Genomic DNA, 14,414 nt, shown 5'->3' on the forward strand with positions numbered 1-14,414 from the left:
TTGGATCAGCCGCCGGGAACCGAGGGTTCGGCCAGGATGCCCTGTCGTGATGACCTCCGGGCTAGATACACAGGTAGCGAGAACGGCACTGTACCTGGGGCTGCTTGGCCTTCCCCTCGGCACGCTGCTCAGCCTCGCCCTGGAAACTTCCGATAACCGCGCGCCATGGCGCCATCGGCCTGCTTCCGCCTGGCTGGTCCACATGGGCTCATGGGGTCTGGTCTATCTGCTCTGGCTGGCCTTGGTACAGCGCGGCATGCTGGCCATGGTCATCACCCTTACCCTGCAGTGGGTCGTGCACCGCAGCCACCAGGCCAAATGGCAGAGCCTGAAGGAGCCCTTCCTGCTCCAGGATTTCGAATACTTCCTGGATGCGGTGCGTCATCCGCGACTGTATTTGCCCTTCTTCGGCATCCCGCTGGCCATATCAGCGACCCTGGCAGGCCTCTTGGCCATCGCGGGATTCTGGTGGCTGGAGCCCAGCCTGGTGTCCACGCTTGGCCCTCAGCAGAGCGTGCTGTGGTGGCTTTTCCTGGCCCTGGCTCCGTCAGCAGCTCTGGCGCTGGGCCTGACGCGTTTGCCAGGGGCCAGCCTGGATCCTATTGCCCATCACCGCAGACTGGGGCTATGGGCAGGCTTCTGGGCCTTCGCACGCTACCCAGACACCCCGATCGACGTCTCCCGCGCCCCCATCTCCTTGCGCCAACCTCGACGGATGCACTTCAACCAGCCGTCGATCCCGCTGTCTCAGCACACGCCCCCCTTCAGACCCTCGGTGGACAACCTGCCTCACCTGGTCATCGTCCAAGGGGAGTCGTTGTTCGACCCTCGTCCCTGGTATTCCCAGCTTCCTGCTGAGGTGCTCTCCCACTGGGACCACCTTTGCGCCAGCGCATTGGCCCATGGGCGCCTTAGCGTGCCCGCCTGGGGCGCCAATACCGTGCGCAGCGAGACCGCCTTTCTGTGCGGGCTGAGCGCTGACGCCCTTGGCATGCATCGCTTCAATCCTTACCACCAGCTGGCACGCCAACAGGTCCCCAGCCTGGCCAGCGCCTGCTCTCAGCTCGGCTACCGGACCCTGGTGCTTCACCCCTATCCGGCCAGCTTCTATCAGCGGGACAAAGTGATGCCGAGGCTAGGCTTTGATGTCTTTGAAGATCTCGACAGCTTCCGGCACGAGCGTCGCGACGGCCCCTACGTGGCCGATGCAGTACTGGCTGAGCGTGTCGAACGGGCGCTCCAGGATCCCGATCCCCGGCCATTGATGGTGTTGGTGATCACCATGGAAAGTCATGGGCCCTTTCTGCTCGAACCTATGCCATCGCCGCTACGTTGGCTGACTCCAGACGCCCGGCGTCCGGACAAGGTAAGTCACGAGCTGGACATCTATCTGCACCATCTGGCGAATATCGACGCCATGATCGGCCACCTCGCCGAGGCACTGACAGGCCAGTCGCGACCAGGACTGCTCTGTGCATACGGTGATCACGTGCCTATCTTGAGCGCCAGCTATGACTGGCTCGGTGATCCAGATGGCAGAACCCCCTTTCTGCTATGGAGCCCCCAGGGCGCAAGTATTGACCCACAACCACCGGTGACGGAGCTCACCGAGCTGGCCGATGGCGTGCTGGATGCCGCCTCGGCCCTGGCGTATCAAGATGCCGAACGACGCTCGACCGCATCGCCGGCCCCCTCGAACGGCATTTCTCCCAACGTGTCTGGCCGCGTACGTCGGCAGAAGGAGTCGCCATGACCCGGCGTGTCGCCATTATCGGAAACGCAGTCCGCTTTCCCCAACAGCCCGGCGAGTCTCTATGGCAGAGCCTGCTGGCCGGGCGAGACCTGGTCACGCAGGTGCATCCCTCGCGCTGGGATGCTCGTCGTTTCTATCATCCGCAACGAGGCTCACTGGGGACCAGCGTCAGCATGGCCGCCGGGTCGCTCGGGGATATCAGCGGCTTTGATGCCGACTTCTTCGGCATTTCCCCCAGAGAGGCTGCCACCATGGACCCGCAGCAGCGTGTGCTGCTGGAATTGACCTGGGAAGCCCTTGAGCACGCCGCTATTCCGGTATCGACACTGAGAGGAACGCGCTGCGGGGTTTACGTGGGGATTTCCAGCCCCGATTTCGCCTATCGGCACACCGGTGACCTGGCGTCACTGGACAGCCTGTCCGCTACCGGCAATACCTTCAGCATCGCCGCCAATCGGCTGTCTTACCTGCTGAACGTCACGGGCCCCAGCATGGCCATCGACACCGCCTGTTCGTCATCACTGGTGGCGTTTCACCAGGCGTGCCAGGCCATTCGCAGCGGTGAGTGCGACACCGCCTTGGCTGGCGGAGTCTGTCTACATCTCCATCCCTTCGGTTTCATCGCCTTCTCGCGTGCGGGCATGCTGTCCCCACGCGGCCGTTGCCGCGTCTTCAGTGACGAGGCGGACGGCTATGTGCGCGCGGAAGGCGCCGGGGTCGTCGTGCTCAAGGCACTCGACCAGGCGCTGGTCGACGGCGACCCGATCCTGGCAGAGGTGGCGGCGACCGGCGTCAATACCGACGGTCACAAGAGCGCACTTACAGTGCCCAGCGCCGACGCCCAGTCGCGTCTGTTGACCGAGGTCTATGCACGCGCCGGAATCGCGCCGGCCCAGCTCGACTACCTGGAAGCGCATGGCACCGGAACACCGGTGGGCGACCCCATCGAGGTGTCCGCCATCGGTGAAGCACTCGGCAGGCATCGCTCAATGCCCCTGCCTATCGGCTCGATCAAGAGCAACATCGGTCATGCCGAGACCGCCGCGGGCATGGCCGGGCTCTACAAGGCCCTGGGCTGCCTGAGCGCCCGTCGGGTTCCGGCCACGATCGGCATTGAACGCTTGAATCCTGCCTTGCGCCTGGATGACCACAATCTGGAGGTCGTTCGTCATACCCGAACGCTGGCTGCCAGTGGCCCGCTGACCATCGGCATCAACAGCTTCGGCTTTGGCGGCGCCAACGCCCACGTCGTGCTGACCTCACCACCGCGCCAGACAGCGCCTACCCAGGTTACCGTGGCAACCCATCCAGTGCCCAACGCACAGCGCTGGCCGCTGGTACTGTCCGCCCATGACGAGCCGGCCCTGGCGGCGCGGGCCGCTCAGCTTGCCGACCACCTTGAGCACCATCAACCAGCGCTGGAGGCGCTAGCCTGGACCCTCACCCAGCATCGTGAACGGCTAAGCCACCAGGCCATCGCGTTGGCCAGTGATCACGAGCAGGCCATGAGGGCGCTGCGCCAGCTGGCGGCTACGCCAGCATCAGGGGGCGACGACTCCTCCGATGCAGCGCACAGCGCTGCCGGCCAGCCGCCAGTGGTGTGGCGGCAGCCGCGTCTCGCGGCCCCCCGCGGGCCCGTCTTTGTCTACACTGGCAACGGCTGCCAATGGCTAGGCATGGGGCGAGAGCTTTTTAGCAGCAGTGGCGTCTTCCGGGACGCCATCGCCAAGGTCAGTGACTGCTTTGCACCCCGCGGTGGGTTTTCGCTGTTCACCTTGCTGGCGGAAGGCGACGATGCGGAGCTGCTGGACGACACCCTGGTGGCACAGCCGGCTCTCTTTGCGCTACAGGTTGGCGTGACCGAATGGCTGCGTGGGGCGGGCATAGTACCGACGGCGGTGACCGGCCACAGCGTAGGCGAAGTGGCCGCGGCCTGGGCCTGTGGAGCCCTGTCACTCAGCGATGCGGTAGAGGTGGTATTCCAGCGCAGTCGCCTGCAGAGTCTGCTTCGCTACCGGGGCGGCATGACGGCCATCGCCTGTCAGTTGGACGATATAGCGCCCTGGTTGGAACAGCCTCGCTTCGCTGCCCTTGATCTGGCGGGGGACAATAGCCACGGCAATATCACTCTGGCAGGACCGCTGGCAGCGCTGACGGAGCTGGAACATGAGCTTGCCGCCGCCGGTATTCGTCATCTTCGCCTGCCGCTGGACTATCCGTTTCACAGTGCCCTGCTGGACGAACTGGAACCCTCGCTGCGGGATGCACTGGGGGACCTGGCCCCTACCCCACCCCAGTTGCCGATGATCTCGAGTGTCAGCGGAACGCTGATCGACGCTCCGCTGGATGCTGGCTACTGGTGGCGTAATCTGCGCGCCCCGGTAAGGTTTCGCGAGGTCCTCGATGTTCTGGTGGAGCGCGGCGACTCGGTGCTGCTGGAAGTCGGTGGGCATCCGCTGTTGAAACGCTATATCGAGGCCCAGTACCGGTTGCATGGTCAACCGGTCCTGCATGTCACTACCCTGGCGCGCACCAAAGATGCCTCGGCGACGCTCGAAGAAGCCTCCGCGAGATTGTGGCTCAGTGGCGTGCAGGGCAGCTTCGCCGCCTGGTTTGATCGACGCCATGCCCCCGTGGTGCTGCCGCCCTACCCCTGGCAACGTCGCCACCACTGGCCCCGCCCAAGCGGCTGGGGCGACCACTCGCTGATCGCTCGAGAAGAGCATGTGCTGCTGGGCTACCGCCCAGATCCTACGCTGGCCGTGTGGCATCAACGCCTGAGCACTGCCACGGTGCCGTCGCTCGCAGACCACCGTGTCGGTGGCACGCCGGTACTCGCTGCCGCGGCTCAGGTCGAGATGGTGCTGGCCGCCGCTGCCGCACTCGAGGATTCCGCCTGTATCGAGATCAACGACCTGGAGATCCTCGCACCGCTGGTACTGGAGGACCCATTGGGACGTCTGACCCGGCTGGAAGTGGATGCCCAGCGTCGTGTCAGCCTGCAGACCCGAGGACTCGACGAGGCAGATCGGTGGACGCCACAACTGTCGGCACGCCTGGCACCAAGCTGCCTGGGGCGCACGCTGCAGGAGCCAACTCCCGAGCTACCCGACACACCTTCCCAGCTTAGCGGCGAGCAGCATACCGAGCTCACCCAGACCATGGGACTGGACTACCACGGTGACTATCGCTGCCTCGAGCATATCTGGTGTCAAGGTGATGAGGCCGTGGCCACGCTGGCCATGGTAGAGGACGACACCAACTGGGAGTTGCCTCCCGGTCTACTCGACGGCGCCCTGCAGCTGTGTCTTCCCTTACTGGGAGAACCTCAGAAACGTGGCTATCTACCCGTGCGACTGTCGCGCCTTCAGTTTCGTCGCGGCTCAGGCCAGCCGACACTGGCCAGAGCCGTCATACGTCGGCGCTCCCCCCATTCCTTCACCGCCGACCTATGGCTCTACAACGCCGGTGGCTGTGTTGCCGCCCTTGAGGCGGTGCGTTTTGCCGCCACGCCCTTGCCACGAGGAGTCTCTTCTAACGACACAGGCAGTGTGGAACGCCTGACGTCGACCCTGGTCCCCGCGCCACTCTCGCCGCAACCGATCGGCCAGCACGGCAGCCGTCTAGCCGCTCAGCTCGAGGAGGTGATCAACGGCCGCTACGGACTTGTGCTGGAGGAACTCAGCGTGTTGCTGAATCACCTCTGCGATCGCTGGCTTGTACTGGCCGCCGGCCAGGCTGTAGCCAGCGAGCCGAGGACAGAGCAAAGCGTCGGTATCACAGAAGACAGCGTGGCACACCGGCTCGAGGCCTTGCTCCCGACCACGCGCCCCGTCTCAGGGGATGACTCGCCAGAGCCCCCGTGCCAGCACGAAGCGCAGCTTTCGGCCGCCGCGTCCGGCGAAGATGAGCAACCTGCGCCCGTCGCGCTGTGGCGACTACTGCTGGCGGAATATCCTCAGCAACTGGCGTTGCTAGGCCCGCTTGGACGCCTTGGCCAGCACCTGCCGTCGCTGCTGGCCGGGACGCGAGAGGTCATCGACGACCTGACTCTGGAACAGCTCCAGCCTGCCGCGGCCAGTCTGATGGATGACGCTCTATGGGAGGTACTGCATCAGCAGGTCCGTGGGCTGGTCGACACGCTGCACCAGGAGCTTCCCTCGTCTCAGCCTGTACGCCTGGTGGAGGCGGGGATGGCGGTCCCACGCCTGGCGGAGGCGCTGCTGCCTGTGCTTCAGCCTAGCCGCATCACGCTGCAGATCTGCGTCTCGGACGAGCTTTCGCGCCAGCGCGCCCAACGCCTGATCGACGCCAACAGCGCCATATCGTTGGCGACATCCACGGCCGGGCCTCCGGCTCAACTGGCTTGGGTGGTCACCACACCCCTCGATCTCGATGCCAGCTTGAAGGCCATCGATCAGGCCAGGGCCCGTCTGGCCGAACAGGGACAGCTGATCATCCTGGCGCCCCCTCCCACCCGCTGGTGGCAAGCCCTGGGTGCACTGTACCCAACCGCTCGTCCGGCCCGACACGACGCCATATGTCGGTATCTCATCGACCATGGCTTTGACATTCTCAGCCCACCATCACGTACGGGTGCTCATCAACCGGCGATCATTCACGCCGTACTGACAGAGCCCAACATGGCCGAGGCCGCTGCCAACTCCTCACCGGCACTCTGGCTCATCACCGATCAGCGTAGCCAGCAAGCAGCGCAGCGCCTGCTGCTGCAGCTAGGGCAAGGAGAAGGGAAAGGGGAAGGGGAAGGAGAAGGGGAAGGGGAAGAGGAAGGAGCAAGCCACGCACACTGCCTGATGCCACGTTGCCTAATGGATAGTGAGCTGGCGGCTGAGCTTGAACATCTGACCAGTGACGAGCGCGCACGCGTTCATCTCGTCGACCTGCGCGGCCTGGCCACAGGCGATCACCCGGCGCCTCTTACGCCTGCTCCAGCCATCAGTGCGCAGCAAGCGCCCTGTCTCCCCCTCGAGACCCACCGTCGCTGTCTCGATCGGTTGGAACAGCTTAGCCAGCTCGCTCGATTGCCTGAGGTCGCAGCCATGACGCTGGTCACCTGCCAGCTGGCACCGCTGCTGAACGGCGCCACGCCAAGGTCGGCGGACGCGATGTTGTGCACGGCGGCTGATGAGATTGAGCAGGCCGCCGCCTGGGGACTGTGGCGCAGCCTGGCAAATGAACAGCCGAAGGTTCGCTGTCGTGCCGTCGATATTGTCCTGACTGATGAAGCGCTGGAGACGCTTGGCCGGGCACTTGAGCAGGACGATGGCGAAGAGGAAACCGTGATTACTGCCCAGGGAGATCGCTACGCGGTTCGCGTGCGCCGATGGCCAGAGCTCCCCCCGGCTTGTGACAGGCCAGTGTCCGTTACATCACCGTCTGTGACGACCAGCGCGAACGACCAGCGCCTGACCATCAGCCATCCGGGACAGCTATCACGTCTGACCTGGCAGCCAGCGCTCACCAGCGGCCATGCGCCTGAGGCCCTCGACGCCGATCAGGTCAGGGTCAAGGTGCTGGCCACGGGACTGAATTTCCGCGATGTCATGTATGCCCTCGGCATGCTGAGCGACGAGGCTCTGGAACAAGGGTTCTCGGGCGCAGGCCTGGGGCTGGAGTTCTCAGGCATCGTTGAAGCCGCGGGCAGCGGTGTCGAGGAACTGGCGCCGGGAGACCTCGTCATGGGGCTCGGCTCAAACGCTTTCTCCTCCCGCCTGGTCACTGGTGCTAGCGCGTTGACGCGGATTCCTCCTGGCGTCGATCCCATCGCTGCCGCCGGAGTACCCACCGCCTTTCTGACCGCGTTCTACGCGCTGGAACATCTGGCTCGGCTCTCTCCGGGCGAGCGAATACTGATCCATGGTGCCGCCGGAGGCGTCGGCCTTGCTGCCATACAGATCGCCCAGTGGAAGGGAGCAGAGGTCTTTGCGACGGTAGGCAGCCCGGCGAAGCACGATATGCTAAGCCTGCTTGGCGTCACCCACCTGTACGATTCCCGCAGCCTGCATTTCGCTGAACAGATCCTCGACGATACCCAAGGTGATGGCGTTGATGTTGTGCTCAACTCCCTGTCTGGCGAGGCGATTCACCAAAGCCTGCGGGTACTGGCGCCGTTCGGTCGTTTCCTGGAACTCGGCAAACGCGACTTCTACCAGGATACGCCGATGGGGCTGAGACCCTTTCGCCAAAACCTGAGCTACTTCGGCATCGACTCCGACCAGCTGTTGTCCCATCGACCCGCTCTCGCCGGGAAGCTGTTGGGGCAACTGATGGAAGGCTTCCATTCGGGTGCTTTTCACGCCTTGCCATGTACCGTCTTCACTGCGGAACGCGTGGTCGATGCTTTTCGCCACATGCAAAAGGCCGCACATATTGGCAAGATCATCGTGACCGTCCCTGACACTGCCCACCAGAGCGAGCTACCGGACAGCGCTGTCGCCACCGGACTCGCCTCTCACGTGATCAGGACAGGCGTTGAGCCCAGCGACCATGAGCGGGGTTCACTGACAGGGGGTGAGTTCAGTCCTGAAGAACATTGGCTCGATGCAGCCGGCTGCTACCTGATCACCGGAGGGCTATCGGGGCTGGGGCTGGCGACTGCCCAGCGACTGGTGGACCGCGGTGCCCGTCACCTGCTGCTGTTAAGTCGATCTGGCGCCAGCAGCGCCGAAGCCAAGGCGGCAGTCGATCGCTGGCATAGCCAGGGCATTACCGTGGAGACCCCCTGCGTGGACCTTGCCGATGGCGCAGCGCTCGCTGCGCTGATCAAGGACCCGCAACAGCAGCGCCCTCCCCTGCGAGGGGTCATCCATGCGGCGGCCGCCATCGATGACGCCTTGGTGCACCATCTAGAGCGCTCCCACCTGGAGACAACGCTGGGAGCCAAGCTGCTGGGGGCACTGCATTTGGATCACCTGACCCGCGACTGCCCACTGCAGCTGTTCGTACTGTATGCCTCCGCCACCACCGTTTTCGGCAGCCCTGGGCAGTCCGCCTACGTTGCCGCCAATATAGCGCTGGAAGCCCTTGCCGTGAGACGACGTCGGGCGGGCCTGCCTGCTACCTGTCTGAGCTGGGGCATCATCGAGGACACCGGCTTTCTCGCGCGCCATCCCTCCCTTCAACAGTCACTGGCCAAGCGCATGGGGGGCAGTCAGCTGCGTGCCGGCCAGGCGCTGGACCAGCTTCAACAGGCCATCACCGAGGATATCGGGGTCGGCGCTGTAATTGGCCCCGTCGATGGCTTGCCCGCCCAGCGCCGCTTTGACGACCTGCGTCAGCAGTGGCAACGGACGGACAGCTCAGAAGTGACTCTCCCCCAAGTCGACCTGGCGACCCTGGACGAAAACGAAAGGGCGGAGATCGTGGAAAGCGTGGTACGCCAGCAGCTCGCCAGCATCCTGATGCTCGAGCCGGAGCGGATCGACGGCCACAAGCGTCTCTCGGAACTGGGGTTCGACTCCCTGATGGGGGTCGAGCTGGTGACGGCTATCGATCACCAGCTGGGTGTCACTCTGTCTCCCATGGCCCTGGCAGACGCAGCAACGCTCAAGCGAACCGTTAACCTGATCTGCGAACAGGCGATGGGCCCATCCGACACGGTACACGACGAGCAGACCCACCTGGCCCACCGTCATGGTGCAAGCACAGCGGCCGAGAAGGAGGGGGCATGACGCCTGACGAACGCAAAGTATTGAAGGAACGATGGCTCCATCAGGCCAGGCGGCAGGATGCCAGCCACAGCGAGCTGCCTGGCCGCCAGGATGCCCACCCAGACCTCACCGACTTCAGCACGCTGGAAGGTTATCGCCAGATCAGCATGATGCGCTCACTCGCCGGCGCCGCCGGCGTCGCCAGCCCCTTCTTCCGCTGTCATGACACCAGAGCGGGGGCCGTTAGTCAGCTACAGGGTCGCGATGTCATCAACTTTGCCAGCTATGACTACCTGGGACTGGCAGGAGACTCCAGGGTCATCGCCGCGACGCGTCACGCTATCGAACGCTATGGGACTTCCGTTTCCGCCAGTCGCATCGTGGCCGGCGAACGGCCGTTCCACCAAAAACTGGAGGGCGCGCTGGCCCAGCACTATCAGAGCGACGATGCCCTGGCCTTCGTCAGTGGCCACGCGACCAATGTGTCCACCATTGCCATGTTGGTCGGGCCACGAGACCTTATCGTTCACGATAGCCTGATCCATAACAGCGTGCTCGTCGGCGCCAAGCTATCCGGGGCCACGCGCATGAGCTTTCCTCACAATGATCCCGACGCCCTGGACCAGCTGCTTCGACGCCACCGCCAACGTTTCGAGCGGGTACTGGTGGTGATCGAAGGGCTCTACGGTATGGATGGTGATACGCCGGACCTAACCCGATTCATTGCCGTCAAGCGTCACCATCAGTGCTGGCTCATGGTGGATGAAGCGCACTCACTAGGGGTGTTGGGAGCGACTGGACAAGGGCTGTACCAGCATTGCGACGTATCTGCCGCCGAGGTCGATATCTGGATGGGCACGCTCAGCAAGGCACTGGCATCGAGCGGTGGTTACATTGCCGGCTGCCAACCGCTGATCGACACCCTGCGCTATCTGGCGCCAGGATTCCTTTACAGTGTTGGCCTGGCACCGCAGCTCGGGGGCCCTGCGATTCGCGCGCTCGAGCTTCTTGAGCAGGAGCCGTGGCGCGTCACCGCCCTGCAGCACAACGCTCAGCGTCTACTGGCAGGTTGCAGAGCGCTAGGACTAGAGACAGGACATTGCCAAGGCCATGCCATCATTCCAGTTATTCTGGGCGATTCGGCCAAGGCTACCCAGCTCTCTCACCGACTGTTGGAGGCTGGCATCAATGTCCAGCCAATTCTCTATCCCGCCGTGCCAGAGCGAAGCGCCCGCCTGCGCTTCTTTGTCAGTAGCGAACATACACACGAGCAGATCGACGTCACCCTGCAAACGCTGGGTGGATTGATGGCGACATCGTCATGAAATGGTAGTGATTGAAGGACCCTGACCTTTCCCCCAGCAACGGAAAACCAATGATCCAACAAAGAAAACACCCAAGCCTGTGAGCAGCAACAGCGTGAATGGGGAACCATCAACGTAGGGAGAAGCAGTAGAGAAGAGAGAAGAGAGAAGAGAGAAGAGAGAAGAGAGAAAGGAGAAAGGAGAAAGGAGCATCAAGTCAGACAAGCCCTGAGTATCGAAAAAACTTTCCTAGCATTGTCGCTCGCGCCAAAAGGCTTCGTGCCTCGCCGGGTTACCTATATCCGCGGCCTTTTCCACGGCACGCCTGGCCATGACCTGCATCTGTTCTGGGGACGACAGCAACCGCTCCAGGGCTTCCTGCCAGGCGAGATCATCATCATCTACCAGCACGCCATCCTCGCCATCATCGACGATCTCTTGATATGGCGAGCGGCGGCTGTAGACACCGACCCCTCCCATACGAGCAATCTCGAGAAACTTTAGGTGTGACTTGGCACTGTTAAAGGCTGATGGCCACAGCGGAGCAAGCCCTACGTGCAGCGCGTCTGGCCGAGCCGTCGCCGATAGGCATGCCACCCCATGGGTGCAAGGATCATGACCTGCTTATGGTCGCGCAGCGGTTCAGGGGTAAATGCGCCCATCGCCACCTCCAGCGAGGCGCTGTCAAACGACGACAAGACATTGACGAGGGCTGGGCCGATCTTTGCAAGGTCCTCTCGGTGGGCTCGCGTACCGTGATATCCCAGCCGCCACTGCCCGTCACCTGGCAGCGGAGTCGCCGCGCCAGGCAATGAGCCTAGAGCCGGCGCCAACACCGTCACCGTCCCGTGGTGGCTACTGAGACAACGGGCCAATCGCTCACTTGCCACCACGACTTCATCAGCCAGGGCTAATAGCCGAGGTACGCAGTGGCGGGACAACAAGGCCATACGCTCACGATAGGGCAGCGGTAGGCTGGCCTCCTCAGCGGCTGCCCCGATGTCATCGTCCAGCAGGTAATGCAGACTCGCCAAAAGGCCACGCTGCGACTCGAGCAGCTCAAGCCAGGCGCGGGGCAAACTTCTGCAGACAATGACCTGTGCCCCGGACAACAGGCGCCCGAGCCAAGGCCAACATAGTCCGGGAGTCACCCATCGTCGAGTATTCAAGCGAGTCACGTTGGCGCCGGCCTTGCGCAACCCGGGCGCCGCCGTCGCCATAAAGTAGATATCTTCAGTGGGCAGCGCACCATCGCTAAGCAATAGCCATCTTCCCCGGGCGGCGCTCAGGCTTCCCGTTGCATGGCGCAGCCCGGTTCTGCCTTTCAGATCATCAGCTTTCATAAGCTGAGTTCCCGCCGGAAGAGCTCCAGCAGGGCATGCCACAAGAGCCAACGTGCCTACTGTCTTGCCTGACATCGCCCAGCGCCTCGATACGGCCGCTATCAGCGTAAAGAAAAATCTTCATGAACCAGGGTCAGGTTGGGGTTGTAGGCGGGGTCGTGATCAAGCTGCTCTTTCCAGGTGCTGCGCATATACAGCACCTCACCACTGGCTCTGGCCCGCTTGCTGGCATTGTCATCCGCACCACGAGACTCAGACTCGTGGTGGTACAACTCGGCATACGGCGTCCATATATTGCGATAACCGGCAGCGCGGACTCGCAAACAAAAGTCGACATCATTGAAGGCGACAGGCAAGTGGCGCTCATCCAGTCCGCCTACCTGATCAAACAGCGACTTTCGAACGAGCAGGCAGGCCCCCGTCACCGCAGAATAGTTCTGAGCCAGCATCAACCGCGAAAAGTAACCGTTAGCGTGACGACTGAAATACTTGTGGGCATGCCCAGCCACTCCCCCTATGCCAAGTACAACGCCCGCATGCTGGATCGTGTCGTTGGGATAGTAGAGCTTGGCACCGACACAGCCGATGTCTGGCCTCACCGCGTGACGTACCATTTCATCTAGCCAATCTTCGTTGATCGGCTCGATATCGTTATTGAGTAGACCGAGCAACTCGCCCCGAGCATGGCGGGCGCCAAAGTTATTGATTCCCGAATAATTGAACGGGTGGTTCCACGCCACTACTCTGACACGCTTATCCGCCGCAGCGACGGTTTTGAGGTATGCCAGCGTTTCTGGACAGCGAGTGTCGTTATCGAGAATCAGCAGTTCGAAGTGCGGATAACGGGTGCGCGAGAGAATCGCTTCAACACAGGGCGCCAACAGATCGATACGATCCTTGGTGGGAACCAGCAGGCTGACCAATGGTAGAGGGTCAGGCAACGGCCAGCGAACTCGGTAGGTATGGGGCAACGGCCCTGGTTCTACCTCAGCCCCGCTGCCGGCCTGTTGCAAATGGTCTGCCACGGCGCGCAGTCCGGCATCGAAGGCGTACTGCTTGGCGTCGCTGCACAAGGCCGTAGAGCCGGGAGAAGCACGCCAGTGATAAAGCACGCGTGGGATATGGACGACGCGATCAGGATCCGCCGCAGCACACACCCTCAACGCAAGGTCATGGTCCTGGCTACCCTCGAAGCCAGGGCGGAAGCCCCCAAGTTGACGTACCAGTTCGATATCAAACACACACAAGTGAGCGATGTAGTTCTGTGCCAACAGCAGGTCTGGGTTATACCCTGGTTTGAAGTGTGGTTCACAGCGATAGCCACGGGCGTCGATCTTGTCTTCATCGCTATACATGAGCAGTGGCGCGGGAAACAGGCTGGTAGCCTCTAGCACATAGCTCAAGGCGCACGGCGATAGCATGTCATCATGATCCAACAAGGCGATGTACTGCCCTCTGGCCATGGACAGCGCCTTGTTGCTGGCTGCGCACACGTGCCCATGCTGCTCAAGGCGTGCGAACTCGATTCTGTTGTCCCTTGCAGCAAACTCCTCAAGCAGGGCAATCACCTGAGGGTCCTGGGAAGCATCATCTACCAGGCACAGCTGCCAATGGGGACTGTCCTGCCCCAGTACCGATTCAAGGCATTGACGCAGATGAGCCGGCACGGGGTCGTGGACGGGAACCAGAATCGACACCTGTGGTGTCGTAGGATGACAGACTCTATGGGCGTCGGCTGCCTGGGCCGCACCAGTTACGTCCCGAGCGGAGAACCTGGGACCGGCCCGTGAACGGACCAACCATGACTCCCCCTGCACATCCATACGCCCGAACGATATTTTGTGCTCCAGCCTCACCCGCTGTCGACTGCGACTGTCATCACGAGATCGCGCTCCCCCCGCTTTCCTTCTTGACCGACGGGTTCTTGAACGATCACGTGCGCGGGTGCCACGAAGCCCATCGGTCCCGGCGCGAATTTCCCCAAAATCGGCCTGTCGACTGGTCGTCCGCCAATTCTGGCGATAGATGACCTCTCCAGCCTTTACCGCCTCACGCGCTGGCAGTGGAAGATGAGCATCAGGCCACCTGGCCGTCACTTCATCCGCCGGTACATCCGCCCCCTCAACTAAGGTATGTAGTCTGCCCTCACCCAATATCGTCGCGGACCGGGCCACCACACGATGATCAGAGGGCCCTACCGGCCCAACAGGAAAAGAAGATGCGCTAGTATCCTGCTCGTCTCGGCGCTCCCACGCCTCCTCCCAGCCACGCTCGCGTAACCATTGGGGATAGCTTTGACCCGAGCACATCCGCTCAAACGTCTCTTCGTAGTCTGCTAGCGCCA

General features: G+C 62.7%; 6 protein-coding genes. 3 read left to right on the forward strand and 3 right to left on the reverse strand.

Translation table 11 applies throughout. The features are described from left to right. The first annotated feature begins 49 nt into the window (after positions 1 to 49). The 3 genes from KUV45_RS00745 to KUV45_RS00755 are packed head-to-tail and all read left to right on the forward strand — an operon-like array spanning position 50 to position 10,748. Entirely contained in the window at positions 50 to 1,753 is a 1,704-nt protein-coding gene (locus tag KUV45_RS00745; RefSeq protein WP_222162396.1) for an LTA synthase family protein, read from the forward strand. Further along, positions 1,750 to 9,444 carry a type I polyketide synthase gene (locus KUV45_RS00750; protein ID WP_222162395.1) on the forward strand — a complete coding sequence of 2,565 codons (7,695 nt, stop codon included), beginning with the start codon at positions 1,750 to 1,752 and terminating at the stop codon, positions 9,442 to 9,444. The genes KUV45_RS00745 and KUV45_RS00750 overlap by 4 nt, the downstream gene beginning before the upstream one ends. Next, positions 9,441 to 10,748, forward strand: coding sequence for an aminotransferase class I/II-fold pyridoxal phosphate-dependent enzyme (locus KUV45_RS00755; RefSeq protein ID WP_222162394.1), 1,308 nt, complete (start codon positions 9,441 to 9,443; stop codon positions 10,746 to 10,748). Before KUV45_RS00750 ends, KUV45_RS00755 begins: the two co-directional genes overlap by 4 nt. A gap of 228 nt (positions 10,749 to 10,976) precedes the next feature. Here KUV45_RS00755 and KUV45_RS00760 read toward each other — a convergent pair whose 3' ends face one another. The 3 genes from KUV45_RS00760 to KUV45_RS00770 all read right to left on the reverse strand — a co-directional run bounded on the left by KUV45_RS00760 (position 10,977) and on the right by KUV45_RS00770 (position 13,767). Continuing rightward, the gene (locus tag KUV45_RS00760) at positions 10,977 to 11,324 is read right to left on the reverse strand and encodes a glycosyltransferase (protein WP_224851941.1); all 348 of its coding nucleotides are present in this window, start codon (positions 11,322 to 11,324) and stop codon (positions 10,977 to 10,979) included. After that, on the reverse strand, positions 11,279 to 12,070 hold the full coding sequence (locus tag KUV45_RS00765) for a hypothetical protein (RefSeq protein WP_222162392.1): 792 nt from the start codon (positions 12,068 to 12,070) through the stop codon (positions 11,279 to 11,281). Before KUV45_RS00765 ends, KUV45_RS00760 begins: the two co-directional genes overlap by 46 nt. Before the next feature lie 101 nt (positions 12,071 to 12,171). Further along, positions 12,172 to 13,767 (reverse strand): glycosyltransferase family 2 protein, encoded by a 1,596-nt coding sequence (locus KUV45_RS00770; RefSeq protein ID WP_222162391.1) that lies wholly within the window; start codon positions 13,765 to 13,767, stop codon positions 12,172 to 12,174. Positions 13,768 to 14,414 lie beyond the last annotated feature (647 nt).

It is taken from the genome of Halomonas sp. DP3Y7-2 (assembly GCF_019800795.1).
GTDB classification, from domain to species: Bacteria; Pseudomonadota; Gammaproteobacteria; order Pseudomonadales; family Halomonadaceae; genus Halomonas; species Halomonas litopenaei_A.

Excerpts from the sequence above, each read along its gene's own strand:
- KUV45_RS00765 (WP_222162392.1), bottom strand. The coding sequence starts at position 12,070 with ATGAAAGCTGATGATCTGAAAGGCAGAACCGGGCTGCGCCATGCAACG.
- KUV45_RS00755 (WP_222162394.1), top strand. The coding sequence starts at position 9,441 with ATGACGCCTGACGAACGCAAAGTATTGAAGGAACGATGGCTCCATCAG.
- KUV45_RS00745 (WP_222162396.1), top strand. The coding sequence starts at position 50 with ATGACCTCCGGGCTAGATACACAGGTAGCGAGAACGGCACTGTACCTG.
- KUV45_RS00750 (WP_222162395.1), top strand. The coding sequence starts at position 1,750 with ATGACCCGGCGTGTCGCCATTATCGGAAACGCAGTCCGCTTTCCCCAA.